Source organism: Curtobacterium sp. VKM Ac-2884 (assembly GCF_015350945.1).
Lineage (GTDB): Bacteria > Actinomycetota > Actinomycetes > Actinomycetales > Microbacteriaceae > Curtobacterium.
In genome coordinates this window covers 344,436-368,154 of sequence record NZ_JADKSA010000002.1, presented here as the reverse complement: position 1 = coordinate 368,154, position 23,719 = coordinate 344,436, and the positions used below count along the sequence as shown (strand labels likewise).

Here is a 23,719-nt window from a genome sequence, read left to right as displayed (position 1 = left end):
TCATCGCGCCCCAGTGAGTCGGGGCGCGATGACCACCGCGGGGTGCGATCGATCACGAGGACGCCTTCGCCAGCGCGAGGTTCAGGGCCAGCACGTTCACGACGGGCTCGCCGAGGAACCCGAGCTGGCGCGACTCGGTGTGCTCGGTCACGAGCGTCCGCACATCGTCGACCGACAGGCCCCGCGCGGACGCCACCCGCTGCACCTGCTGGAGTGCGTACTCAGGGCTGATGTCCGGGTCGAGGCCCGAGCCCGACGCCGTCACGGCGTCGGCCGGCACCTCGGACACGGACACGCCGTCGGCCTTCGCGACCTCCTGCTGCCGCTCCTTCACGGCCTTGAGCAGGTCCGGGTTGTTCGGGCCGAGGTTCGAGCCACTGGACGCGTTCGCGTCGTAGCCGTCCTCGCCAGCTGCGGAGGGCCGCGACTGGAACCAGCGATCAGCCTGCTTGCCGGAGAACGACTGCCCGATGATCGAGGACCCCACGACGGCGCCGGACGAGTCGGTGACCTCCGAGCCGTTGGCCTGCTCGTGGAACACCCCCTGCCCGACGCCCCAGACGGCGAGCGGGTAGCCGACGCCGAGCACGACGGTGGCGAGCAGGGTGAGGCGGATCGCCACACCAGCGGAACGGACGGTGGAACGTGCAGATGCCATGACTAGAACCCCGGGATGAGACCGACCACGAGGTCGATCAGTTTGATGCCGATGAAGGGGACGATCACGCCGCCGAGCCCGTAGACGAGCAGGTTGCGGCCGAGGATCGACGACGCTGCGGCAGCGCGGTACTTGACGCCGCGCAGGGACAGCGGGATGAGCGCCACGATGACGAGCGCGTTGAAGACGACGGCCGACAGGATCGCGGACGACGGGCTGTGCAGCCCCATGATGTTCAGGGCCGCGAGCCCGGGGAACGCCGCCTGGAACATCGCCGGGATGATCGCGAAGTACTTCGCGACGTCGTTGGCGATCGAGAAGGTGGTCAGGGCCCCGCGGGTGATGAGCAACTGCTTGCCGATGCGGACGACGTCGATGAGCTTGGTCGGGTCGGAGTCGAGGTCGACCATGTTGCCCGCCTCCTTCGCCGCCGTCGTGCCGGTGTTCATCGCGACGCCGACGTCGGCCTGCGCCAGGGCCGGGGCGTCGTTGGTGCCGTCGCCGGTCATCGCGACGAGGTTGCCGCCCTCCTGCTCGCGCTTGATGTACGCGAGCTTGTCCTCCGGGGTGGCCTCGGCCAGGAAGTCGTCGACGCCGGCCTCGTGCGCGATCGCGGCCGCGGTCCGGGGGTTGTCGCCGGTGATCATCACCGTGCGGATGCCCATCGATCGGAGCTCGGCGAACCGTGACGCCATGCCGTCCTTGACGACGTCCTTCAGGTGCACGACGCCGAGCAACGTGACCGCGCCGTCCGAGGAGCGGCGACCGACGACGAGCGGGGTGCCGCCCTGGTCGGAGATCTCCGCGACGGTGGAGTCGATCGCGGCAACCAAACCTGCGTCGGGGGTGTCTGCCCAGGCCAGTACGGCCGCAGCGGCGCCCTTCCGGATCTGCGACCCGTCCGGCAGGTCGAGCCCCGACATGCGCGTCTGCGCCGTGAACGGCACCTCGACGGCGCCGTCCGGCAGCGCCGGCGTCACCCCGGCGTCAGCAGCGAGCGACACGATCGAACGACCTTCGGGCGTCGAGTCCGCAGCACTCGACAGGGCTGCTGCCGCCATCAGCGAGGCCTCGCTCACGCCCGGCACCGGCACCACCCGTGACGCCCGGCGGTTGCCGTACGTGATGGTGCCGGTCTTGTCGAGCAGCAGGGTCGTGATGTCACCGGCGGCCTCGACCGCGCGGCCCGACATCGCGAGCACGTTGTGCTGCACGAGCCGGTCCATGCCGGCGATGCCGATCGCGGAGAGCAGGGCCCCGATGGTGGTCGGGATGAGGCAGACGAGCAGGGCGATCAGGACGGGGACGCTGACCGTCGCTCCGACGAGCCCCGCGATGGGCTGCATCGTCAGGCAGACGATCACGAAGACGATCGACAGCGAGGCGAGCAGGATGTTCAGTGCGATCTCGTTCGGCGTCTTCTGCCGGGCTGCACCCTCGACGAGGCGGATCATCCGGTCGATGAACGTCTCACCAGGCGTCGAGGTGATGCGCACGATGATCCGGTCGGACAGCACCCGGGTGCCGCCGGTGACCGCACTGCGGTCGCCGCCGGACTCGCGGATGACGGGCGCGGACTCACCCGTGACGGCCGACTCGTCGACGGACGCGATGCCGTCGATGACGTCACCGTCGCCTGGGATGACCTCGCCCGCGACGACCACGACCACGTCGCCCTTGGCCAGGTCGACCGAGGCGATCTCCTCGGTCGCGTTGCCGACGGCTGCAGCGTCGGCCGGGTCGTAGCCGAGCACCCGGCGGGCGCTCGTGGTCGAGCGGGTCTTCCGCAGCGTGTCGGCCTGCGCCTTGCCCCGCCCCTCGGCCACCGACTCCGCCAGGTTCGCGAAGACGACGGTCAACCAGAGCCACACCGCGATGGCGATGGTGAACGCGGACGGCTCGACGACGGCAGCGACCGTCGTCAGCGCTGCGCCGACCTCGACGATGAACATGACGGGGTTCCGCCACATCAGTCGCGGATCGAGCTTGCGCAGCGCGCCCGGGAGGCCCGCCACCAGTTGACGGGGTCCGAATGCGGACGAGCGGGTGGCCGGCTCCGGGGCGGTGGTCGCCTCGTGCTCGGAGGTCACGGATGTCATGACAGTCCTTCTGCGAGCGGGCCCAGTGCGAGCACCGGGAAGTAGGTGAGTGCGGTGACGATGACAGCGACGCCGCCGAGCAGCCCGATGAACAGCGGGCGGTGGGTGGGCAGCGTGCCGGCGGTCTCCGGCACCCGGTCCTGGGCGGCGAGCGACCCGGCGAGCGCCAGGACGAACACCATCGGGACGAAGCGGCCGAGCAGCATCACGACGCCGAGCGCGGAGTTCATCCACGTGGTGTTCGCGGTGAGTCCGCCGAAGGCCGAGCCGTTGTTGTTCGCACCCGAGGTGAAGGCGTAGAGCAGCTCGGACAGCCCGTGGTTGCCGGGGTTGAAGATCGACGTGCCGAGCACCTGTTCGCGGACACCGGGGATCACGAGCGAGAGTCCGGTCGCGAGGAGCACGAGGGTCGGCGTGACCAGGATGTACAGCGCCGCGAAGGTCATCTCCTTGGCGCGGATCTTCTTGCCGAGGTACTCCGGCGTCCGGCCGACGAGCAGGCCACCGATGAACACCGTGATGACGGCGAGCACGAGCATGCCGTACAGGCCGGAGCCGACGCCGCCGGGGGTGACCTCGCCGAGCATCATGTTCAGCATCGCCATCATCCCGCCGATCGGCGTGAAGCTGTCGAACATGCCGTTCACCGCACCGGTCGAGGTCGCGGTCGACGTCGTGCCGAACAGGGTGGTGCCGAGGATCCCGAACCGGGTCTCCTTGCCCTCCATCGCGGCGCCGGCTGCGTGCGTGGCGAGTCCGCCGCCACCGAGCTCGGCGATCGACATCACCGACAGGGACACGAGGAAGATCGCGCCCATCACGGCGAGGATCGCGTAGCCCTGGCGGTCGTCACCGACCATCCGGCCGAAGGTGCGCGGCAGCGAGAACGGGATGACGAGCATCAGGAAGACCTCGACCAGGTTCGTCCACGCCTGCGGGTTCTCGAACGGGTGCGCCGAGTTGACGTTGAAGTAGCCGCCGCCGTTCGTGCCGAGTTCCTTGATCGCCTCCTGCGACGCCACGAACCCGTCGGGCAGGTGCTGCGTGCCGCCGACCAGCGTGGTGACGTCGGTGCCGCTCCCCCACGACTGGATGACGCCGCCGGCGACGAGCACGATCGCGAAGACGAACGCGCCGGGCAGCAGCAGTCGACCGACGCCGCGGACGACGTCGACCCACACGTTGCCGAGCGTGCCGGACTTGCGCCGGGCGAACCCGCGGACCAGCGCCACGGCGACGGCGAGCCCGACGGCTGCGGACAGGAAGTTCTGCACCGCGAGGCCGGCCATCTGCACGCTGTACCCGACGGTGGCCTCGGGTGAGTACGACTGCCAGTTCGTGTTCGCGACGAACGACGCCGCGGTGTTGAACGCGAGCGACGGGCCCACGGCGGGCAGCCCGAGGTCGCCGGGCAGCACGACCTGGATGCGCTGCAGCAGGTAGACGAGCAGGAGGCCGACGACGCTGAAGAGCAGCACGCCGCGCAGGTACACGGGCCACGACTGCTCGGCGTCCGGGTCGACCCCGATCAGCCGGTAGACCCCGCGCTCGATCCGGTTGTGCCGGACGGGTGTGAAGACCTTCGCCATCCAGTCGCCGAGGGGACGGTAGGCGACGACGAGCAGCAGGACGAGCGTGGCGACCTGGACGATCCCCGCCCAGACGTCCGCGGTGCCCGCGCCCATCAGAACCGCTCCGGACGCACGAGCGCCCAGACGAGGTACACGACTGCGGCGATGCCGAGGACGGCGGCCGCGATGGTGATGCCGATCACAGCCGTTCCACCCCCTTGGCGATCAGTGCCACCACGCCGAACACGGCGAGGACACCGGCGACGACGAACACGTCGAACACGAGGGACTCCAGAAGGTCTGCGGTGTCCGCGCCGGGCGACGCGGACGGCACCACGTGTGGTGCCGTCACCGATGCTGGGTCCTGCGCCGGGCCTCCAGGCCGCTCCTAACGGTTTCCTCACGCCGCCCCGGCGGACGCATGCGCCCCGCTAACGCGCGCTCGCCGCCCTGAGCCGCGTCGCCAGCGCACCGACGGCGACGCGGAGGTCCTCGGGACCCTCGACCACGAAGTCGACCGCGAACCCCGCGAACGCTCCGGCGAGCCCCGACCAGGACCACGAGCCGAGCGTCACGCGGCTCCGTTCGTCGGACAGGGGTTCGACGACGGCGTCCTCGGGCAGGTAGGGCGTGATCGTCCGTGCGTCGGCGGCCGTCACGGTGACCGAACCGACGCACGGCCACACGTCGGCCTGCGCCGATCCCTTGAACCGCGCCGACACGAAGGCCGCGGGGTCGCCACCGGGCACGGGCCGCGGGGTGAAGGGCACCCGTGTGCGCATCCGCGGGGTGATCCGGTCGACACGGTGGGTGCGCCAGTCGTCGCGGTCGAGGTCCCAGTCGAGCAGGTACCAGCGGCCGTTCCGGGCGACGACGGCGTGCGGTTCCACCCGGTGCAGGGTCTCGTCCTCGCCGTACCCGAAGCGGAAGACCTCGCGCAGGTGGACGGCCTCGCTCACCGCGACGAGCACGTCCGGGTCGGTGCGGGTCCGCCCGGACGTCGAGACCGCCTGCACCGCGTCGATGCGCGACCGGAGCCGCGCGGGCATGACCTGCCGGACCGTCGCCAGTGCTCGGGCAGCCGACTCGGCAATGTCCGCGCCCGACGCGGGCGCGACGGCGAGCGCCAGGGCGATCGCCACGGCCTGGTCGTCGTCGAACAGCAGGGGCGGCAGGTCCGAGCCCGCTGCGAGCCGGTACCCGCCGGCGGGCCCGCGCAGTGCCTCGACCCGGTACCCGAGCTCGCGGAGCCGGTCGACGTCGCGGCGGACCGTGCGAGGGCTGACCTCGAGGCGTCCGGCGAGCTCGTCGCCCGGCCAGTCACGGTGCACCTGCAGCAGTGACAGCAGCGCGAGCATGCGCGAGGAAGGTCCGGCCATGTCGATCATTCTCGCCGGAGAAGCGGACACGATCTGACCGCATTGACCGCCATCCTCGTTCCATGACGATCACGACGACTCCCCACCTCAACTTCGACGGCAACGCCCGCGAGGCCCTCGACTTCTACGCGGCAGCGCTCGGCACCGAACCGCAGTCCATGAGCTACGGCGCGATGGGCGCCACCGACGAGCCCGCCTGGGCCGACCGCGTCGTCTGGGGGCAGGTGCAGACCGCCAGCGGCATCCGTGTGATGGCCTTCGACGTGTGGCCCGGCCAGCCCTACGACCAGGGCACGAACGCCTTCTACGTGTACCTGAGCGGCACGGATGCGGACGAGATCACCGCAGCGTGGGAGGGGCTGTCCGAGGGCGCGGAGATCCGGCAGCCGTTCGGCCCGGCGGCGTGGTCCCCGCTCGCCGGCCAGCTGCGCGACAAGTTCGGGGTGATCTGGGCGCTCGACGTCGCCCCGGCTCAGGAGTAGTCGGTCGCGGTGGCCGCGGTCAGCGCGTCGGCGACCACGTCGACACCGTGACCGCGGCCGTCACCGTCGCCGGGGCGAACACCGCGTCCGGTGCGACGTGGTGATGACTCGGCCCCATGTGCACGACGTCGTGGACGTCCTCGGCGGAGAGGTCCATCGTCCAGGTCAGGTGCTCGGAGGACCGCAGGACGAACGACGGCGTGAGCGAGTCGTGCAGCCGCCGCTCCTTCTCCGGGTCGACGGAGATCGTCGCCTCGGCCAGCTCAGCCAGGTGGCCGGTGCGCGGGATCACGACGACCAGCACGCCGTCGGGGTGCAGGACGCGGGCGTACTCGGTCTGGTTGCGCGGTGCGAAGACGTCGAGGACGACGGCGGCAGCGTGGTCGACGACCGGGAGGCGCTCGGTCACGTCCCCGACGACGGCTCCGGCACGTTCGTGGACGCGGGCCGCCCGTCGGATCGCGATGGCCGACAGGTCCAACGCGACCCCGAGCCTCCCGTCCGCACCGTCCGGAACGTGCGCTGCGTCCAGCGCATGCGCCAGGTACGTTCCCGGACCGGACCCGACGTCGAGCACGATGCCGGGGGCCGTCGCCTCGGCGACGGCGTCAGCGAGCGCCCGCTCGACGGGCGCGTAGTGCCCGCGCCCCAGGAACCGCAGCCGGGCGTCGACCATCTCCGGGGTGTCCGCGGTGAGTGCACGGCGCTTCGCGGGCAGGAGCGTCAGGTGGCCCTGCTTCGCCTCGTCGAACCGGTGTCCGTTCGAGCAGCCGACCTGGCCGCCGTCGACGCGGCCGAGGGGCTCGGCGCACACGGGGCAGGCGAGCATCGGCAGCAGGTCGTCACGCACCGGCCCAGCGTACGGGGCCTCGCTAGCCTGGCCGGATGTCGCTGCAGCAGCTCTTCGGCCTCGACGGACGCACCGCCCTGGTGACGGGAGGCAGTTCCGGCATCGGACGCGCCATCGCCACCGCACTCGCCGACGCGGGTGCGCACGTGCTCGTCGCTGCTCGGACACGGTCAACCATCGACGCGACGGTCGACGACGTCCGCGCCGCTGGAGGATCGGCCGACGGCATCGTCGCGGACCTGTCCTCGCGTGCCGGGGCACACGCCCTCGCCGACGCGGCGGGCGACGTCGACGTCCTCGTGAACTCCGCGGGGATCAACCTCCGGCCGCCGATGGCCGACCTCGACGAGGACACCTGGGACGCCACGATGGCCGTGAACCTCGACGCCCCGTTCGTCCTGGGGCAGCGTCTCGCGCCCGGCATGGCAGCACGTGGCCACGGCCGGATCATCAGCATCAGCTCGCAGCAGGCGCACCGTCCGTTCGCCGCGAGTGGCGCGTACGGGGTCTCCAAGGCCGGCCTGGAGGCACTGGCCCGGTCCCAAGCGGAGGCCTGGTCCGCGCAGGGGGTCACCTCCAACGTCCTCATCCCCGGTTTCGTGCGCACCCCGCTCAACGAGCGGCTCGGTTCCGACCCGGCCGCGGTGTCAGCGCTCGCGGCGCGGACGCTGGTCGGCCGGAACGGACTCGCGTCGGACTTCGCTGCCGCTGCCGTGTTCCTCGCCGGCCCTGGTTCGGCGTACGTCACGGGGCAGTCCATCGCGGTGGACGGCGGGTTCTCCGTGCACTGAGCGGGTGCCCGATGCGCCGGCCTGGGGTACTGGCAGGGCCTGCCTGCACCGGGGACCGGCTGGCAGGATCGTGGGCGTGAAGACACTGGAGTTGCCACAGACGGACCTCACCGCATCCGACGTCGTCGTCGGCTTGATGCGGATCAACGACATGAGCGACGAGGACATCCGCGCGCTCTACAGCGCCTCGCGTGACGCGGGCGTGAACATGTTCGACCACGCCGCGGTGTACGGCGAGTGGCACGGCTGCGAGGAGCGGTTCGGCGCGGCCGTCACGCTGTCGCCCGCGGAGCGCGCCGAGATCGTGCTGCAGACCAAGGTCGGCATCCGACCGACGCCGAAGGGCGCGTACTTCGACTTCTCGTACGAGCACATCCTCGAGTCCGTGCACGAATCGCTCGCCGCGCTGCAGACCGAGTACGTCGACGTCCTGCTCCTGCACCGCCCCGACGCCCTGGTCGAGCCGGAAGAGGTCGCGAAGGCCTTCGACGAGCTGCACGCCGCAGGCAAGGTGCACCACTTCGGGGTCTCGAACCACACCCCCGGCCAGGTCGACCTGCTCAAGAAGCACGTTCGCCAGCCGCTCGCGTTCAACCAGGTGCAGCTGAGCATCACCCACGCCAACGTCATCGCGCAGGGCCTCACGGCGAACATGGGGGGCCTCGACCAGTCGATCTCCCGCGACAACGACATCCTCAACTACTCGCGGATCAACGACATCACGCTGCAGGCCTGGTCGCCGTTCCAGAAGGGGTTCTTCGACGGCGTCTTCCTCGGCGACCGCGAACAGTACGCCGACCTCAACGACGCCCTCGAGGAGATCGCCGCCGCGCACGGGGTCACCCCGACCGGCATCGCCGTCGCCTGGATCACCCGGCACCCCGCGCACTTCCAGGTCGTCCTCGGCACGACGAACCCGCAGCGTGTCCGCGACTCGGCGGCCGGCTCGGACGTCGAGCTGTCGCGTGAGGAGTGGTACCGGATCTTCACCGCTGCTGGGCACACCGTTCCGTGAGTCCGTCGGGCAGGGTGGAGTCGTGCTCCACGACCTCACCCTGCCCGTCCGCCTGTCCGCCCGCGCCGGTTCGGTGGTGGTGCGGAACGCGGCCGACGGCGACCTCGACGCCCTGATGGCGCTGTTGTCCGACGACCCGATCAGTGCCGCCCGCGGCGATGTCGCCGCCCCGGAGGACCGCCCGCAGTACGCCGCGGCCCTTCGATCGATCACCGAGGACCCGACGAACGCGCTGCTGGTCGCCGAGGACGAGTCCGGTCGGCTCGTCGGCACGCTGCAGCTCACCCGTATCCCGGGCATGGCCCGCCGCGGTTCGACGCGGTTGCTGGTCGAGGCCGTCCGCGTGAGCAGCGCACTCCGCTCCGGCGGCATCGGCAGCGCGCTGATGCGCTGGGTGACCGACGTCGCAGCGCCGGACCTCGGGACCCCGCTCGTGCAGCTCACCTCGGACGCCGCCCGCACGGACGCGCACCGGTTCTACGAGCGCCTCGGATTCACCGCGTCCCACGTCGGCTTCAAGTGCCGCGTCCCTGGCGTCGGCGCAGACCGGCAAGCGTGAACCGCACGTCTCCCCAGCGGCGGCGAGGCGGCCCGATCCACTGAAACATCAGTGGCAGACTCGTCCCATGCCGGAGCCCGCCAGTTCTCTCGGTGGCCGGTCCACCGACTCGAGTCGATGACGTCGCTCGTCGTCGACGAATCGAAGACGAAGGGCTACCTCATGGTCGCCGTTGTCGTTGCCCCAGGTGAGCAGACGACGCTCCGCCGGAAGATACGAGCCCTCGTACTGCCCGGTCAACGACGACTCCACTTCACCAGTGAGAGCGATTCTCGACGGCGTCACGTCCTGTCGACCCTGGACCAGATCGGAGTGCGCGCACACCTCGTCCGTTCCGACCTGAAGCACGAGCCGAGCGACCGTGAAGCGTGCCTGCGTGAGCTCGTTGCGCTCGCGGCGAGCGCCGGACACGAGCGGATCGTACTCGAGCGAGACGTGTCGATCGAGCGCGCTGACAAGAAGGTCCTCTACGACGCCGTTCATGCACACGGGGTGCGGGATGCGCTCACGTACGCACACGAGACCGCGCACCACGAGCCGCTTCTGTGGGCGGCCGACGCGATCGCTTGGAGCCAGGCCAAGGGTGGCGATTGGCGCCGGCGCTCTCAACCCATGATCGTGTCTGCAGCAATCAGACCGTAGAAAGCGCAAAGCTCGGCTCACCGACCGTCCGGAAGGCTGCCGAGCTCACTTCGCGCCGCTACTGCAACGCGCCCTCCGATGGTACAACGATCGGCCCGGCGGCCGATACCCCAGGATTTCAGTCGGCGGAGGCCGGGCCCCCCGAGGACGGGACGCGCACGTCGACCGGGGACACTGCGGCGGGGTCAGCGGAGGCGCCACCGACGACGTCGAAGGAGATCCCGAGCATCGCCGGGTCCTCGTCGAGCTCCAGCCCGTCCTCGCGGACCTGGTCCTCCGGGATTGCACGGCCACCAGACGGGTCCCACGAGTTCGCGATCGACATGACGACGAGCATGCCGGGCGACCTTGAGTGCCGCCTCTGAACCGCCGCAGAAGACCCGATCAGCGGTCGAGGTCAGGCACCGTCCGCCGCGATCAGCTCGAGCTGGGTCAACCCGACGTCGGTACCCGCCGTGAACACGAACGACGAGCCGCCGCCGATGATCCGGAACACCCGGGTCTGCCCGGCCCACGTGAACTCGGCCCCGTCGACGGCCGTGACCGTCTCGCCGAGGGACACCTGCCACGAGTAGGACCCCGGCGATGCCACCGTCACGGTGTACAACGAGGCGGCGGGGCACGACACGTCGAAGGACACCGACTCCCCCGCGGCGAGCGCCGTGACGGTGCGGCCGGTGTCGTCGGTGAGCGCCGAGGCTCCGACGGGCAGCAGGTCGACCGGGGCGTCCCGGTAGCCGTGGACCTCGGAGGCCGAGACCGGGCGGGTGTCCGACGCCCAGCCCTGCGGTTCGGACGACAGCGTGAAGACGATGTGCGACGCCGACACCACCACGTGGTGCGGGATGCTGACCGAGGTCCAGGGCGAGCCGTCGACCGTCACCGACGCGACGTACGCCCCTGCGGAACCGTCGGCGACCTCGATGACGGTCTCCGCGCCTCCCGGCTGCCGCAGCACCGTCCTGCGGACCGACGGCGGCACGAGCACGTAGGTGCCCGTGGACGGCGCCAGCGGGTACAGGCCGATCGTCGCGAAGACGTACCAGGCGCTCATCTCGCCGTTGTCCTCGTCGCCGGGGTAGCCCTGGCCGAGATCGGAGCCGACGAACAGCCGCTCGAGCGACTCGCGGACGATCCGGTGCGCGTCGTCGTGCCGACCGGTGAACATCGGGAAGAACGGGATGTGGTGCGCCGGCTGGTTGGACAGGCCGAGCATGCCCATCCGGACGTCGCGGGCCTCGGTCATCTCGTGGATGGGGAAGCCGTACGCGCCGGAGCGGATGGTCGCGCCGGTCTCGGGTGTCGCGAAGAACGCGTCGAGCGCGGCGTCGAACCGCGCCGGGCCGCCGTGCAGGTCCACGATGCCGGCGCCGTCGTGGGGTGCGGTGAAGGCAGTACCCCACGCGTTCGTCTCGGTGTAGTCGTCGCCCCAGTCGCGCGGGTCGAACTCGGTGCCGACCCGCCACGAGCCGTCGGGGTCGCGGCCGATGAAGAAGCCCCGCTCGGAGTCGAACACGTGCCGGTACTGCAGCGATCGCCGGGCGAACCACTCCGCCTCGGCCTCGTACCGGGACAGGTCGGCGGGCGTGCCCGCCCGCGACGCGAGCAGCCCCGCCATCACCGCGAGTCCCCAGTCGTTGATGGCGGCGTCGAGGGTCCAGGACATCCCCTCGGACGTCGCGGTGTCGACGTGGCCGCGGAAGGCTCCCGGGAGGCTCCCCTTCCGTCCGACGCGCTCGTCACGCGGCGGGACGGTCGCGTTCCGCACGGCGCTCCGGTACGCCTCGGCGAGGTCGAACCCGCTGATGCCCTTCACCGCGAGGTCGGCGAAGACGGTGTCGCTCGTGGTGCCCGTCATGCAGTCCTCGGCGCCGGGGGCGCTCCAGCGCGGCGTCCACCCGCCGTCGTGGAAGTGCTCGACGAAGCCCTGCGCGAGCTCGCCGGCGGTCTCCGGGGTGAGGAGTCCGAGGAGCGGCCAGGCGGTGCGGTAGGTGTCCCAGAACCCGTTCGTGGTGGTGAACGGCCCCTCGACGACCTCCGGCCCGGTCTCGTCGCGGATCGGGTCGGCGAGGACGGCTCCGTACGGGGAGCGGTGGTGCGGCGACCCGGTCAGGGCGGTCTCGCCGGCACGGTTCGGGTAGAGGAACAGCCGGTAGAGGCCGGAGTACAGGCTCACCAGCTGGTCCGGGGTGGCTCCGTCGAACGACAGGGTCGCGAGCTTCTCCGTCCAGAGCGCCTCGGCGCGGGTGCCCATGGCGTCGAAGGGGCCGGCGGCGTCGAGGTTCGCGCGGGCGTCCTCGATGGAGACGGTGGAGATGCCGAGCAGGACGTCGACGACAGCGGTGCCGTCCACGGCCAGCCAGCCGCGCAGCTCGTGCTCGCCGATGCTGGTGTGGTCCGCGGTCACGTGCGGGATCCGGACGTGCACGTGGTGTGGCGGGGTGCCGGGGCGGTCGTCGAGCAGGGCCTCCACCACGGCGGTGCCGTCGGTGACGGTCACGGAGACATCGGAGACCCACCCGTGGTGATCGAGCACGATGCTGCGGGTACCGGTGAACCGGAAGCCGAGGGCGGACTCCCCCGCGGTCATCTCGGCCGTCACACCCTGGTCGAGGGCGACCCGGTATCGGTGCGGACCGTCGATCTCGTCGTCGTGGTCGAAGCCGAGCGCGCGGGCGGCCCGGTCGACGTCGGGGGTGTCGAGTGGCGACGGCATGACCTGGAACACCCCGCGGTCCCCCATCCACGGCGACGGGATGTGGCTCGTCGCGAAGGCCTGGATCGCCGGTCGGACCCGGCCGTCGGCGTCGGTGCGGGAGTGCTCCTGGTAGGCGTACGGCCAGCGGTTGCTCGACGCGTCGGTCATCGGCAGGCCGAAGACCCCGCCGTGCGGGATGCCGACGAGCGGCGCGTTGTTGCCGCGGGAGAACCGGGACGACGCCTGCGTGCCGCGGGTCGTTCGGACGTGGTCGAGCGGTGTGACCGGTGCCGGGCGTGCCGGGGCGATCCGGACGTCGTCGAGCCAGCCGCGCAGGGCTGGACGCTCCCCGTCGGCGTCCGACGACTGCGTGTCGGAGCCGAGCCGGGCCTCCAGTCGGTCGACGACGAGCCCCGCGAACGGCGTGAGGTCCACCGCGCGACGGTTCCACTGGTCGACCCACTGCTTGCGGGCCGCGTCCTGCGCCTCGGGCGTGAGCGGGTCGCCGTACTGGTCGCGAGCCTGTCCGCCACGCACGGCCTGGTGCTCGCTCAGTCGTGTGCCGTCGGTGAAGACCACGTCGACGGCGAAGGCCGTGGCATCCCAGAAGTGCGGCAGGTCCGCCTCGGTGGGCTCGGTGGCGCCCTGCGGCAGCGTGCGTTCGGGGAACCAGACCCACGACAGTTCGTCGCCGGGTGCGACCACTCGGCCTCCGGAGCCGGGGACGAGCGCCACGACGGCGCCGTCCCCCGCTGGTCGTTCGACCAGCCACCCCTCCGACGATCCGAAGCCGACACCGTTCCGCGCCGCGACGGCCGTCGTCGGCCCACCGCTCCGTTGCAGTTCTCGCACGGGTCCAGCGTATTTGGTCCAGCGTCTGGACGAAAACGCTCGGCGTGTCAGCCCTTGTTCTGCCCGGGGGCGTTCTCGGACTTGCCGGGCGCGGAGTCGACCGCGGTGTCCGCCGCGCCGGTGCCGTCCTGGGGTTGCTGCACCGGGTTGGACGCCGGGCTGCTCGGCTCGGGACCGACCGGCGGGTCCTGCGTCGGTTGTGCCGGTTCGCTCGGTTCCTCGCTCGGCTGCTCAGCAGGCTCGGACGGTTGCTCGGCCGGTTCGGAGGGCTGCTGCTCGGCCGGTTCGCTCGGCTGCTGCTGCTCGTCGCTCGGCTGTTGGTCCTCGCTTGGCTCCTGCTCGGGCGGTGCGGTCGAGGTCGAGTCCGTCGGTGCGGGCGTGCTGTCGCCGTCCCCGTTCAGGGCGAAGACCGCGACACCGATGCCGACGAGCACCAGGATCACCACGACGATCGCCGTGATGATCGGTCCCTTCCGCCGCTTCTCGCGCTGCGCCGGGTCGTCGCCGGTGCCCGGGCGGACGGGCGGGGCCGCGGGTGGCACCCCTCCGCCGGCGCCGGTCGGGCCGCCGGCGCCGCGCTGGGCACCGAGGACGGTGGTCGACACGTCGTCCGCGACGTTCGGCTGCTGGGCGTCCATCACACGGGTCGCGTCGTCCGCACCCGGCTGTCCACCCGGACGGGAGGCGCTACTCGCCGGCATCACGCGGGTCGCGTCGTCCGCGTGCGCGGCCATCGGAGCCGTGGCTGCGGCGGCGGCACCGGCCGCGGCAGCACCGGCCGCCGCACCGCCTGCGGCCGCCGTGAGTGTTCCGGGCCCGCCGGGCAGGAGCTGTGTCGCGGTGGAGGGCTCGTCGCGGCCCAGGGCGCGCAGTCGTTCGGCTGCCTCGGCCGCGCTCGGGCGCTCGGACGGGTCCTGCGCGGTCATCACGTGCAGGAGCGTGCGCCAGGCCGTCGGCAGGTGCTGGTCGATCTCCGGGCTGCGGGTCAGCCGCGCGGTCGCGGACTCGATCGCGCTGCCCGGGAACGGCGTCTTGCCGGTCATGCACTCGAGCAGCACCAGCCCGAGCGCGTAGACGTCGGCCTTGCCGGTGATCTCCTGCGCGAGGACCTGCTCCGGCGCCAGGTACGCAGCCGTCCCCATCACGGTGCCGGTGCCGGTCACGCGCGAGGCGTCACGGAGCAGGGCGATGCCGAAGTCGGCGAGCTTGACGTGGGTGCCGTCGCGTTCGAGCAGCACGTTGGCGGGCTTCACGTCGCGGTGGACGATGCCCTGCGCGTGCACGGCGCTCAGCCCGTCGGCCACCTGCGAGCCGACACGGGCCGCGGTCGTGGGGTCGAGCGGTCCCTCGCGCAGTCGGGTGGCGAGGTCGCTGCCGGGGACGAGCTCCATGACGAGGTACGAGTCCCCGTCCTCGTCGTCGAGGGCGGCGTCGTACAGGGTGACGAGGGTCGGGCTGCGCAGTGTCGCGAGGGTCTGGATCTCCGACTCGGCTCGGGCGCGCTCGCCGTGGTCGACCGGTCCGATGCGGAACACCTTGACGGCGACCTCGCGGCCGAGCTGCTCGTCGACCGCCCGGTACACGGACGCCATGCCACCGTGTCCGAGCGTGCCCGTGACGCGGTACCTGCCGCCGAAGACCCGTTCTTCCATGCGGGGCAACCTACCGGTAGCGGCTGACGGGGCTCTGCCGCCGGTCCCTGATCCGGGTCAGGCCGGGGTGGGCTCGGCACCGTGGCGGAGCGCCGTCAGGTACAGCCGGTGCGCCGTGATCACGAGGGCGAGCCAGGCGAGCCCCAGCGCCCACGCCGCCAGAACGTCGGTGAGCCAGTGGTGCCCGAGGAACACCCTCGAGGCCCCGACCGACAGCACGAACAGGGTGCCGACGACGATCGTCCACACCCGCGTGACGACCCGCGACTGTCGCAGGAGCAACAGGTACACGATCGTCCCCACGATCACCGTCGCGTTGAGGGTGTGGCCGGACGGGAACGACGGCGAGTGCTCGTACGGCGGCACCGCGTCGGAGAGCGGCGGACGCGCTCGACCGATGAGGTCCTTGCCCGCGATCGTCATGAGCAGCGAGCCGCCACTCGCCGCGACGAGCAGCACCAACGGGGTCCACGCCCGACGCTGGATGGTGAACCCGACCAGGAACCCGAGGGCGACGATGGGCATGCCGATCGTGCCCGCGATGTCGGTCCACCACGTGACCAGGCGATCCCCCACGGGCGACCGGAGGGTGAGTGCCCAGTCGAGCACCGGACGGTCGAGCACCGCGACGTCGTCGGCTTCGCGGACGGCGTCGTAGACCTCGGAGGCGAGCCAGGTCGCAACGACGGCGATGCCGATCCCGACGGCCAGCGTGAGCAGCAGGAGCGGCATCGCGCCGTACCGGTGGCCGAGGGTGGTCCACCCCTGCGCGGTCGCCCGGCCCGCGCGGGTGCGCCAGCGGGTGAGGTCGACCTCGCCGACGGTGCGGTCGGCGGCGGCCCCGCGTTCGGTGTCCATCCGTCCACCCTGCCCGAAGCGCCCGGGAACCGCCGAGCGACTACTGCCTGCTCGCCCGGCGAGACCGCTGGAGGATGACGAGCCCTATGGTCACACCGACCGCGGTCATGAACGGGGTCATGAACCACGCGATGACGATCGGGACGGCCCGCTCCGCCGGCGCCTCGACGTGGAGCATCAACGACAGGGCGACGATCGGCAACGCGATCGTGGCCACCCAACAGACCACCACCAGCACCGTGAGCAGTACGGCGGCGCCCCGGTGGTCTGACCTTCGGTACGGAGTCGTCACGACACCATGCAACCAGGTACCGGTCAGTCCTTCGCCTCGGAGTACGCCCCCACCACCGCGACCGACAGCGGGAACGTCACCGGGAAGTCCTGGAACAACAGCCGACCGGCGTCGACCGCGGCTTCACCGATCTGCGTCGCCACCCACTCGGCGTGCTCCTCCGGCGCGTGCACCACGATCTCGTCGTGCACGAAGAACACCAGGTGCGGGCCGTCCGTCACGGCCCCGGGGAACCGCGCGGTGAGCCGGGAGCGCAACGACCCCATCCACGCGAGCGCCCACTCGGCCGCGGTCCCCTGCACCACGAAGTTCCGGGTGAACCGCCCCCAGCTCCGCGCCCGGGACTCGACGGCACGCTGCATCGCCGGGGTCCCCTCGACCGTGTAGGCCTGGTTCCTGGCCTCGAACCACGACGACTCCGGCACGGGTGACGTCCGACCGAGCAACGTCGTGACGGGTTCGCCCCGCTCCCCCGCCCGCGCGGCGCGTTCGACCAGGTCGAGCGCACGCGGGAACGCCCGCACCAGGCGCGGGACGAGCCGGCCGCCCTCGCCCTGGGTGGCGCCGTACATCGCGCCCAGCATGGCCACCTTCGCCTGCTGCCGGGTCTCGACCGCGCCCGAGGCCACGACGCCGTCGTACAGATCGCGTCCGTCGCCCGCGGCGGCCATCGCGCGGTCACCGGCCATCGCGGCGAGCACGCGTGGCTCCAGCTGCGCAGCGTCGGCCACGACGAGCTTCCAGCCCGGGTCGGCGACGACCGCCCCGCGGATGCCCTTCGGCAGCTGCATCGCTCCCCCGCCGTCGGCCGCCCAGCGTCCGGTGACGACGCCGCCGACCACGTACTTCGGGTGGAACCGCCCGTCGCGCACCCAGTCGTCGAGCCACGTCCAGCCGTTCGCCGTCAGGAGCCGCGCGAGTCGCTTGTACTCGAGCAGCGGTTCGATGACGGGGTGCTCGATCTCCTGCAGCTCCCACTTGCGGGTGCTCGTCACCATGAGCCCCGCACGGCGCAGCGAGCGCAGGACGTCGGCCGGCGAGTCCGGGTTGAGCGTCGGGTCGTCGAGGCGCTCGCGCACGACGGCGGCGATCTCCTCGAGCCGGCGCGGCCGCACGCCGTACGGGACGCGCGGCCCGAGCGTCTCCTCGAGCAGGCGCTCGTGCACGTCGGCACGCCACGGCAGCCCCGCGTGCAGCATCTCCGCCGCGACGAGGGCTCCGGCGGACTCCGCCGTCGTCAGCAGGCGGAGGGCGCCGGGCGAGGCCGACCCCGCGACCGCGGCGAGCTCTGCCCGGAACTCGGCGACCGGGTCGACGTCGTCGTCCGGCACCGACGCGGTGAACAGGGCGTCGTCGAAGAGCTGGGCCTGCGTCGGCCGGACGACCCGGGCCTCCGCCACCGGCGCGTCGAGCGCGTCCGCCGGTGCGGCCGCGAGTGCGGAACCGCGCGCGGCCAACGCCGCGCGGAGGATCCGTCGGCACAACCGCAGGTCGACGCAGCGCCCCACGCGTCCGCCGGCGGCGAGCACGGCCGGGTACCAGCGTGCGGTGTCGTCCCACACCCAGCGCACGCTCGGTGCGTCGTGCGCCGCGACGAAGGCCGGGAGGCCCGACTCGTCGACGCGCATCGGCTCACCGTCAGCGGTCCCCGAGTCGGTCAGGGGCGTCGCGAGGACGCCGCCGTCGACACGGCGGAGGACGAGGTGCACGGAACGATCATGCCGTGCCCCACCGTCACCGGCTGACGGGGCGGCCGTTCAGGCGCGCTTCGGACCGCCGGGGCGCACGGCTGCGGTGTCGGCGACGTCGATGCGGACGTCGCCGTCCTCGGCACGGGACACCTCGACCCGGGGGTCGGCGTCGTGGGCGTCGGACCCGGACATGCGCCGGAAGGTGTCCTGGCGTCGTTCCTCGAACGTCATGTCCACGCCGTCGTCGAGGTGGTCGTGGTCGGGCTTCGTCATGCGCTGCACGGTACGCGCTGCCTGCTGCGCGCGATCAGACGACGGGTGCGGTGCCGGTCCGTTCGGTCCAGTGCGCGCCCGCCGCCCACCGGTCGAGCACCGCCCGGGGCAGGCGACCGGACGCGTCCGAGGCGCGCGCCGTGGCCAGCGGCACGCCGAACACGAACTTCGCCACGCTCTCGTCCCCCTCGGCGGCGTCGTGTGGGCCGGGCGGCGCGAGCCGGAACCGTCGCGCGAAGCGCACCAGGTTCGCATCGGGACCGAGCACCGTGGCCAGACCGGGATCGAGGATCCACGAGCGGCACTGCCACCGACCGGCGGCGAGCGCCGGTGCGAGGGCTCGCAGGACCTCCGGCGCGCGGGAGAACGACCGGTCGCAGGCGTCCGGATCGAGCGGTCCGGTCTCCGGGACGTGGACGCCCCAGGCCGGCTGACCGTCCGGCAGGTGGTCGCCGAGTTCGTACTGGAGGCGCCCCACGGCCACCACGCGACCGGTCGCCACCGCGACGAGCCAGTCCACCCCCGTGCCACGCAGGCCGTACCGGTCGAGTTTCCGACCGACGTCGGCGACGGACGCCTCCGCCAGGCTGCGCGGGAGTCCCCGCGCCTCGAGCGCCGCGGCGTTGCCGGGCACGGACGCGCGGAACGCGGCGATCAGCAGGGCGTCCCGCTGGGCGGGCTCCGCGTCGGCGACGGTGGCGGCCAGTGCGGCCGCCACCGTGGCGGAGTCGTCCGGCGACCCCACGGCGGCGGCGAGGACCGCGACGGACGCAGGACGGGCCTCCTGGCCGGGGGTGTCGGCGGTCACTTCAGACCGGACGAGGCGAGCCCGTCCATCACCCGCCGCTGCAGGACGATGAACATGATGAGCACCGGGGCCATGGCCATCAGGCTCGCGGCCATGAGCACCGGGTAGTCGATCGTCCGGTCGCTCGACAGCGTCGCGAGTCCTGCGGCGAGGGGCATGTCCTCGGCACGGGTCGAGACGACGAGCGGCCAGAGCAGCTCGTTCCACGACCACAGCACCGTCGTGATCGCGAGCACGCTGATCGAGGGACGCGCGAGCGGCAGCATGATCCGCCAGAAGGTCTGGAACGGGTTCGCGCCGTCCATGCGCGCAGCCTCTTCGAGCTCCGGCGGCATGTTCAGGAACGCCGTCCGCATCAGGAAGGTGCCGAACGCGCTGAACAGGCCCGGCGCGACGATCCCCATCAGGGTGTCGAGCCATCCGAGCCCCTGCACGATCTGGTACTGCGAGATCAGGTAGACCTGCGACGGCACGAGCAGGATCGACAACACGATCGCGAGCAGGATCGCCCGGCCGCGGAACCGCATGCGGGCGAAGGCGTAGCCGGCGAGCGTGCAGAGCACGATCTGCGCGAGGGTGCGGATGATCGTGACGTACACGGACGTGCCGAGCTGGCTGAGGAACGGCAGACGCTCGAACACCTGCGCGTAGTTCTGCCACTGCAGCTCCCCCGGCCAGAACGTCGGCGTGACGGACTGCACCTGGGCGTTCGTGGACAGCGACATGATGATCTGCCACACGAACGGGAACGCCATCGCGAAGCCGCCGACGCCGAGGACGACGTGGATCCACCAGTGACTGCCGCCGCGACGACCGGGCCGGCGTGCTGCCCGTGGCGGTGTGACGGTTGCGGTCATGCCTGCACCCACTTCCGTTGGACGCGGAACTGCACGAGCGTGACGATGCCGATGAGCAGGAAGATCACCATCGCGATCGCGGCCGCGAAGCCCTTGTCGTTGTCGATGAACCCGGCGCTGTAGAAGTAGAAGACGAGCGACATCGTCTTCGGGATCACCGGGTTGGTGCTGCCGAGGATGGCGTAGAGCAGGTCGAACAGCTGGAAGCTCGAGATCGTCGTGACGATGACCACGAAGAAGATGCTCGGGCTGAGCAGCGGGACCGTGACGGAGCGGAACTGCCGCCAGCGGCTCGCGCCGTCGAGTTCGGCGGCCTCGTACAGCTCCGGTGGGATGTCCTTGAGGCCGGCGCCGAGGATGATCATCGAGAATCCGAGGGACGACCACAGGCCGACGAAGCTCACCGCGACGAGCGCGAACCCGGGCGTCGAGATCCAGTACGGACCGTCGATGCCGAACAGTCCGATGAACCAGTTCACGATGCCGTAGTCGCCGTTGAACATGATGCGCCAGACGAGGGCGATCGCGGCCGGCATGGCGACGTAGGGCAGGAAGAAGAGCACCCGGTAGAACTGCGCGAACCGCAGGCCCGGGGTGTTCAGCAGGCTGGCGAGCCACACCGCGAGCGGGATGCCGGCCAGCACGATGACCGTGTAGACGATCGTGTTGAGCAGCGACTGGTACAGCTGCGGGTCACCGGCGAGCCGGACGTAGTTCGCGACGCCGCTGAACGTCGCACCGCCGAACACGCCCCAGCTGGTGAACGAGTACCAGAACGTCTGGATGATCGGCCAGATGTAGAACGTGCCGACGCCGATGAGCAGCGGCAGGACGAACAGCCACGGCCACCAGCCGTCGGTCCGTCGGGGTGCGCGCTTGCCGCCGGCCGTCGGGCCGGGGGCGCCCCGCCCGGACGAACGCGTCGTCCGGGCGGGGGTGGAGGCGGCCTGCGGCCGCTCGGTGTTGATCGTCATCGGCTCGGGACTCACTGTTCCTTGGCGAGGGCGGCGTCCATCTTCTGCGCGAGCTGCTTCGCGACGTCGTCGACCGGGGTCGACCCGTCGAAGGCGTTCGGCAGGAGGTTGGTCTCGAGGGTGTTCCACGCGGCGGTGTTCTTCGACACCGGCAGGGGCTTGGCGTAGTCGACGGCGTCGAGGAACACCTGCAGGTCGGCGTCCGGCATCGTCTTCGTGAAGGCGGACTGCGTGCCCTCGTAGGCGGGGATGACGGCGCCCATGTCGCCCTGCTGCTGCTGGGCGGTCTTGCCGGCGAGGTAGACCTGGAGCGCCTGCGCCGCGGCCTTGTTCTTGCTCGCCTCGGACACGACGTTCGAGACACCGTGGATGACGGTCGCCTGCTCCTTGCCCTTCGGCAGGGGGTACACGACGATGTCCTTCTCCATCGCGGTGCCGGTCAGGGCCGAGCGGAACCAGCTGCCGCCCTGGTACATCGCGAGCTTGCCCGACGTGAACCACTGGTCGGCGGTGGTGTCGGTGAGCTGCTTCATCGACGGCGAAGCGCCCGAGTCGATCAGGTCCGTCCAGAACTGCAGGCCCGCTTCCGAGGCCTTCGAGGCGTACTCGGACTTCGTGCCGTCCGCGTTCACGACCGATCCCCCGGCCTGGAAGATCGTGTCGTAGTAGGTCGTCTGGCCGTCCATGCCGCCGGCCGCGCCGTACGCGCCGTCGGCCTTGAGCTTCTCGCTGAGCTCGGCGCCGGTCTTCTGGAAGTCGTCCCAGGTCCAGTCCTTCGACGGCAGGTCCATGCCGGCCTTCTCGAACAGGGCCTTGTTGACCCAGACGCCGATGGTGTCGAAGTCCTTCGGCACGCCGTACTGGGTGTCGTCGTACGTGTACAGGTCGTTCAGCGCGCTCGAGTACTTCGCGGGGTCGATGTCGCCGGCCTTGACCTCGCCGGTGATCGGCGCGAGCTTGCCGTTGGCCGCGTACAGCTGGAAGTTGGGGCCGTTCATCCAGAACAGGTCGGGAAGCGTGTTGCTCGAACCCTGGGTCTGCAGCTTCGTCCAGTAGTTGGCGAACGGCGTGACGTCGACGCTGACCTTGATGTCCGGGTACTCCTCGTTGAAGCCCTTGAGGTTGGCCTTGATCGCCTTGACCTGGTTCTCGTCCCAGACGGCGTACGTCAGGTTCGCCTTGGTGTCCTTCGCAGCGGCGGTGTAGTCGCCGCCGGAGCTCGACGCCCCGGAGGACGTGGAGCACCCGGCGAGGAGTGCGGCCGCGCCGAGGGCGGCGACGGCGCCGACGAGGATCCGGCGGACGCCGGTTCCTCGGGCGGGGATGTGTGCGGTCATCGGGAGGTCCTTTCGCACGGCCGTCAGGAACCGACGGTCTGGGCGGGGTGGGTGGGGTGCGGAGCGGGTCGTGTGGAGGGTGTGACGGGCCGGCTGAAGTGCGCGATCGTCTCGGCCGGCAGCGGCGGGACGTCGATGGGGACGGAACCGGTGCGCAGCGAACGGGTCGCGAGGGCACCGGCGGCGACCGCGGCGCGCGCCGCGATCGGGGACAGCTCCGTCGGTTCGCCGAGGGCGACGGACCGCAGGAACTCGGTCATGGTGATCAGGTCGGCGTCGGCGTGGCCGTCCTCGACGCCGTCGATCGGGTACTCGCGGTCCCCCGCGGTGTCCCAGCCGCGACGGTGCGTCCAGACCTTCACGACGCCACCGCCGGTGTCGCCGATGTTCTCGAGGCGACCCTCGGTGCCGATGACGGTGTAGTTCCGCCAGTAGTCCGGGGTGAAGTGGCACTGCTCGTAGCTGGCCTGCACGCCGTTGTCGAGCGTCATCATCACCATCGAGACGTCCTCGACGTCGACGACCGGGTTCAGTCCCGTCTGGGCGAGCGGCGGCCAGTTGTCGTGGGAGAACCAGTCCCCCATCAGCTCGCCGCTGCGGTCCCGTCGGTCGGTGACGTCGCCGTAGACCGACAGCGCCCCCATGCCCACGACGCGACTGGTGTCCCCGCCGCCGAGCGCGTGGATGACGTCCAGGTCGTGGCTGGCCTTCTGCAGGAGCAGGGAGTTGACGTTCGCACGGTCGGCGTGCCAGTCCTTGAAGTAGTAGTCCCCGCCGTTGCCGACGAAGTGGCGGCACCAGACGGCCTTGACCTCGCCGATCTCGCCGCGGTCGACGATCTCGCGCATCAGGCGGACGACGGCCGCGTGGCGGAAGTTGTGGCCGACGTAGAGCGGGGTGCCCGTCTCGGCGGCGGTGTTGAGCACCGCGTCGGCGTCCTCGACCGTGATGGCGAGGGGCTTCTCGAGGTAGACGGCGATGCCCGCGCGGAGCAGGTCGATCGCGATCTCGGCGTGCGTCCAGTCCGGCGTGGTCACGATCGCAGCGTCGACCTGGCCGGTGAGGTCCCGGTGGTGCTCGACCACCAGCGCATCGGAGTACTCGGCCCGCCCGCGCTCGCGGCCCGCTGCGGTGACGTCCGCCACGGCGACGACCTGCGCCCGCAGTGACGGGTCCGCGGCGACCGCCTCGGCGACGTGCCGTGCGATCGCGGACCGCTGGCCCATCCCGATCACCGCGACGCGGAGGATCCCGTTGTCAACGCCCATGCTCATCTCGCTCCCTTGCGTGATTGTGACGCCCATGATGCCGAATCGATCATGAATGCACAATAGGCGCTCACGGATCGCTCATGGGTCCACGGCGGGAGGGTTTTACACGA

General features: G+C 71.3%; 24 protein-coding genes. 5 read left to right on the top strand and 19 right to left on the bottom strand.

Annotated elements, in window-relative coordinates:
* Nucleotides 1-52: 52 nt before the first annotated feature.
* The 6 genes from kdpC to ITJ60_RS06185 all read right to left on the bottom strand — a co-directional run bounded on the left by kdpC (nucleotide 53) and on the right by ITJ60_RS06185 (nucleotide 5,707).
* Complete coding sequence (kdpC, locus tag ITJ60_RS06210; RefSeq protein WP_194647325.1) at nucleotides 53-658, bottom strand: potassium-transporting ATPase subunit KdpC; 606 nt, start codon at nucleotides 656-658, stop codon at nucleotides 53-55.
* A 2-nt stretch (nucleotides 659-660) separates the two neighbouring features.
* Entirely contained in the window at nucleotides 661-2,757 is a 2,097-nt protein-coding gene (gene kdpB, locus ITJ60_RS06205) for a potassium-transporting ATPase subunit KdpB (RefSeq protein WP_194647324.1), read from the bottom strand.
* On the bottom strand, nucleotides 2,754-4,442 hold the full coding sequence (gene kdpA / locus ITJ60_RS06200) for a potassium-transporting ATPase subunit KdpA (protein WP_194647323.1): 1,689 nt from the start codon (nucleotides 4,440-4,442) through the stop codon (nucleotides 2,754-2,756). The genes kdpB and kdpA overlap by 4 nt, the downstream gene beginning before the upstream one ends.
* A complete protein-coding gene (locus ITJ60_RS06195) occupies nucleotides 4,442-4,531 on the bottom strand; it encodes a potassium-transporting ATPase subunit F (RefSeq protein ID WP_017887940.1) in 90 nt (29 codons plus the stop codon). The genes kdpA and ITJ60_RS06195 overlap by 1 nt, the downstream gene beginning before the upstream one ends.
* Entirely contained in the window at nucleotides 4,528-4,680 is a 153-nt protein-coding gene (locus ITJ60_RS06190) for a hypothetical protein (protein ID WP_185040724.1), read from the bottom strand. The genes ITJ60_RS06195 and ITJ60_RS06190 overlap by 4 nt, the downstream gene beginning before the upstream one ends.
* A gap of 79 nt (nucleotides 4,681-4,759) precedes the next feature.
* Nucleotides 4,760-5,707 (bottom strand): helix-turn-helix transcriptional regulator, encoded by a 948-nt coding sequence (locus tag ITJ60_RS06185; protein WP_194647322.1) that lies wholly within the window; start codon nucleotides 5,705-5,707, stop codon nucleotides 4,760-4,762.
* A 62-nt stretch (nucleotides 5,708-5,769) separates the two neighbouring features.
* Between ITJ60_RS06185 and ITJ60_RS06180 the strand changes: the two genes are divergently transcribed.
* On the top strand, nucleotides 5,770-6,189 hold the full coding sequence (locus ITJ60_RS06180) for a VOC family protein (protein WP_194647321.1): 420 nt from the start codon (nucleotides 5,770-5,772) through the stop codon (nucleotides 6,187-6,189).
* Between the two features lie 19 nt (nucleotides 6,190-6,208).
* Here the strand turns inward: ITJ60_RS06180 and ITJ60_RS06175 are convergent, their stop codons facing one another.
* On the bottom strand, nucleotides 6,209-7,039 hold the full coding sequence (locus tag ITJ60_RS06175) for a putative RNA methyltransferase (protein WP_194647320.1): 831 nt from the start codon (nucleotides 7,037-7,039) through the stop codon (nucleotides 6,209-6,211).
* A gap of 35 nt (nucleotides 7,040-7,074) precedes the next feature.
* Between ITJ60_RS06175 and ITJ60_RS06170 the strand changes: the two genes are divergently transcribed.
* The 4 genes from ITJ60_RS06170 (at nucleotide 7,075) to ITJ60_RS06155 (ending at nucleotide 10,046) form a co-directional block, all read left to right on the top strand.
* On the top strand, nucleotides 7,075-7,830 hold the full coding sequence (locus ITJ60_RS06170; protein ID WP_194647319.1) for an SDR family NAD(P)-dependent oxidoreductase: 756 nt from the start codon (nucleotides 7,075-7,077) through the stop codon (nucleotides 7,828-7,830).
* A 76-nt stretch (nucleotides 7,831-7,906) separates the two neighbouring features.
* Nucleotides 7,907-8,845, top strand: a complete 939-nt coding sequence (locus ITJ60_RS06165; RefSeq protein WP_123339551.1) for an aldo/keto reductase — start codon at nucleotides 7,907-7,909, stop codon at nucleotides 8,843-8,845.
* Nucleotides 8,846-8,867: 22 nt separating this feature from the next.
* The gene (locus ITJ60_RS06160; protein ID WP_194647318.1) at nucleotides 8,868-9,404 is read left to right on the top strand and encodes a GNAT family N-acetyltransferase; all 537 of its coding nucleotides are present in this window, start codon (nucleotides 8,868-8,870) and stop codon (nucleotides 9,402-9,404) included.
* A gap of 117 nt (nucleotides 9,405-9,521) precedes the next feature.
* Nucleotides 9,522-10,046: a hypothetical protein gene (locus ITJ60_RS06155; protein WP_194647317.1), complete on the top strand. Its 525-nt coding sequence runs from the start codon at nucleotides 9,522-9,524 to the stop codon at nucleotides 10,044-10,046.
* 118 nt (nucleotides 10,047-10,164) lie between these two features.
* On the opposite strand, the gene ITJ60_RS06150 is transcribed toward ITJ60_RS06155, so the two are convergent.
* Genes ITJ60_RS06150 through ITJ60_RS06095 form a run of 12 tightly spaced genes read right to left on the bottom strand, consistent with a single transcriptional unit; the run spans nucleotide 10,165 to nucleotide 23,612 of the window.
* Complete coding sequence (locus ITJ60_RS06150; protein WP_194647316.1) at nucleotides 10,165-10,383, bottom strand: hypothetical protein; 219 nt, start codon at nucleotides 10,381-10,383, stop codon at nucleotides 10,165-10,167.
* Nucleotides 10,384-10,443: 60 nt separating this feature from the next.
* Nucleotides 10,444-13,596 (bottom strand): GH92 family glycosyl hydrolase, encoded by a 3,153-nt coding sequence (locus ITJ60_RS06145; RefSeq protein WP_323749113.1) that lies wholly within the window; start codon nucleotides 13,594-13,596, stop codon nucleotides 10,444-10,446.
* A gap of 47 nt (nucleotides 13,597-13,643) precedes the next feature.
* Nucleotides 13,644-15,248: a serine/threonine-protein kinase gene (locus tag ITJ60_RS06140; protein WP_194647315.1), complete on the bottom strand. Its 1,605-nt coding sequence runs from the start codon at nucleotides 15,246-15,248 to the stop codon at nucleotides 13,644-13,646.
* Between the two features lie 57 nt (nucleotides 15,249-15,305).
* Nucleotides 15,306-16,106, bottom strand: coding sequence for a phosphatase PAP2 family protein (locus tag ITJ60_RS06135; RefSeq protein WP_194647314.1), 801 nt, complete (start codon nucleotides 16,104-16,106; stop codon nucleotides 15,306-15,308).
* 40 nt (nucleotides 16,107-16,146) lie between these two features.
* Nucleotides 16,147-16,398: a hypothetical protein gene (locus tag ITJ60_RS06130; RefSeq protein WP_131877760.1), complete on the bottom strand. Its 252-nt coding sequence runs from the start codon at nucleotides 16,396-16,398 to the stop codon at nucleotides 16,147-16,149.
* 23 nt (nucleotides 16,399-16,421) lie between these two features.
* Nucleotides 16,422-18,107 carry a bifunctional 3'-5' exonuclease/DNA polymerase gene (locus tag ITJ60_RS06125; protein ID WP_194647313.1) on the bottom strand — a complete coding sequence of 562 codons (1,686 nt, stop codon included), beginning with the start codon at nucleotides 18,105-18,107 and terminating at the stop codon, nucleotides 16,422-16,424.
* 48 nt (nucleotides 18,108-18,155) lie between these two features.
* A complete protein-coding gene (locus ITJ60_RS06120; protein ID WP_111083557.1) occupies nucleotides 18,156-18,362 on the bottom strand; it encodes a hypothetical protein in 207 nt (68 codons plus the stop codon).
* 34 nt (nucleotides 18,363-18,396) lie between these two features.
* Complete coding sequence (locus ITJ60_RS19265) at nucleotides 18,397-19,170, bottom strand: hypothetical protein (protein WP_194647312.1); 774 nt, start codon at nucleotides 19,168-19,170, stop codon at nucleotides 18,397-18,399.
* Nucleotides 19,167-20,027 carry a carbohydrate ABC transporter permease gene (locus ITJ60_RS06110; RefSeq protein ID WP_165901014.1) on the bottom strand — a complete coding sequence of 287 codons (861 nt, stop codon included), beginning with the start codon at nucleotides 20,025-20,027 and terminating at the stop codon, nucleotides 19,167-19,169. The genes ITJ60_RS19265 and ITJ60_RS06110 overlap by 4 nt, the downstream gene beginning before the upstream one ends.
* Nucleotides 20,024-21,001: a carbohydrate ABC transporter permease gene (locus ITJ60_RS06105; protein ID WP_194647311.1), complete on the bottom strand. Its 978-nt coding sequence runs from the start codon at nucleotides 20,999-21,001 to the stop codon at nucleotides 20,024-20,026. Before ITJ60_RS06105 ends, ITJ60_RS06110 begins: the two co-directional genes overlap by 4 nt.
* Before the next feature lie 11 nt (nucleotides 21,002-21,012).
* Nucleotides 21,013-22,338 carry an ABC transporter substrate-binding protein gene (locus tag ITJ60_RS06100; protein WP_123339407.1) on the bottom strand — a complete coding sequence of 442 codons (1,326 nt, stop codon included), beginning with the start codon at nucleotides 22,336-22,338 and terminating at the stop codon, nucleotides 21,013-21,015.
* 23 nt (nucleotides 22,339-22,361) lie between these two features.
* Nucleotides 22,362-23,612 (bottom strand): Gfo/Idh/MocA family protein, encoded by a 1,251-nt coding sequence (locus ITJ60_RS06095; protein WP_194647310.1) that lies wholly within the window; start codon nucleotides 23,610-23,612, stop codon nucleotides 22,362-22,364.
* Nucleotides 23,613-23,719: the final 107 nt, after the last annotated feature.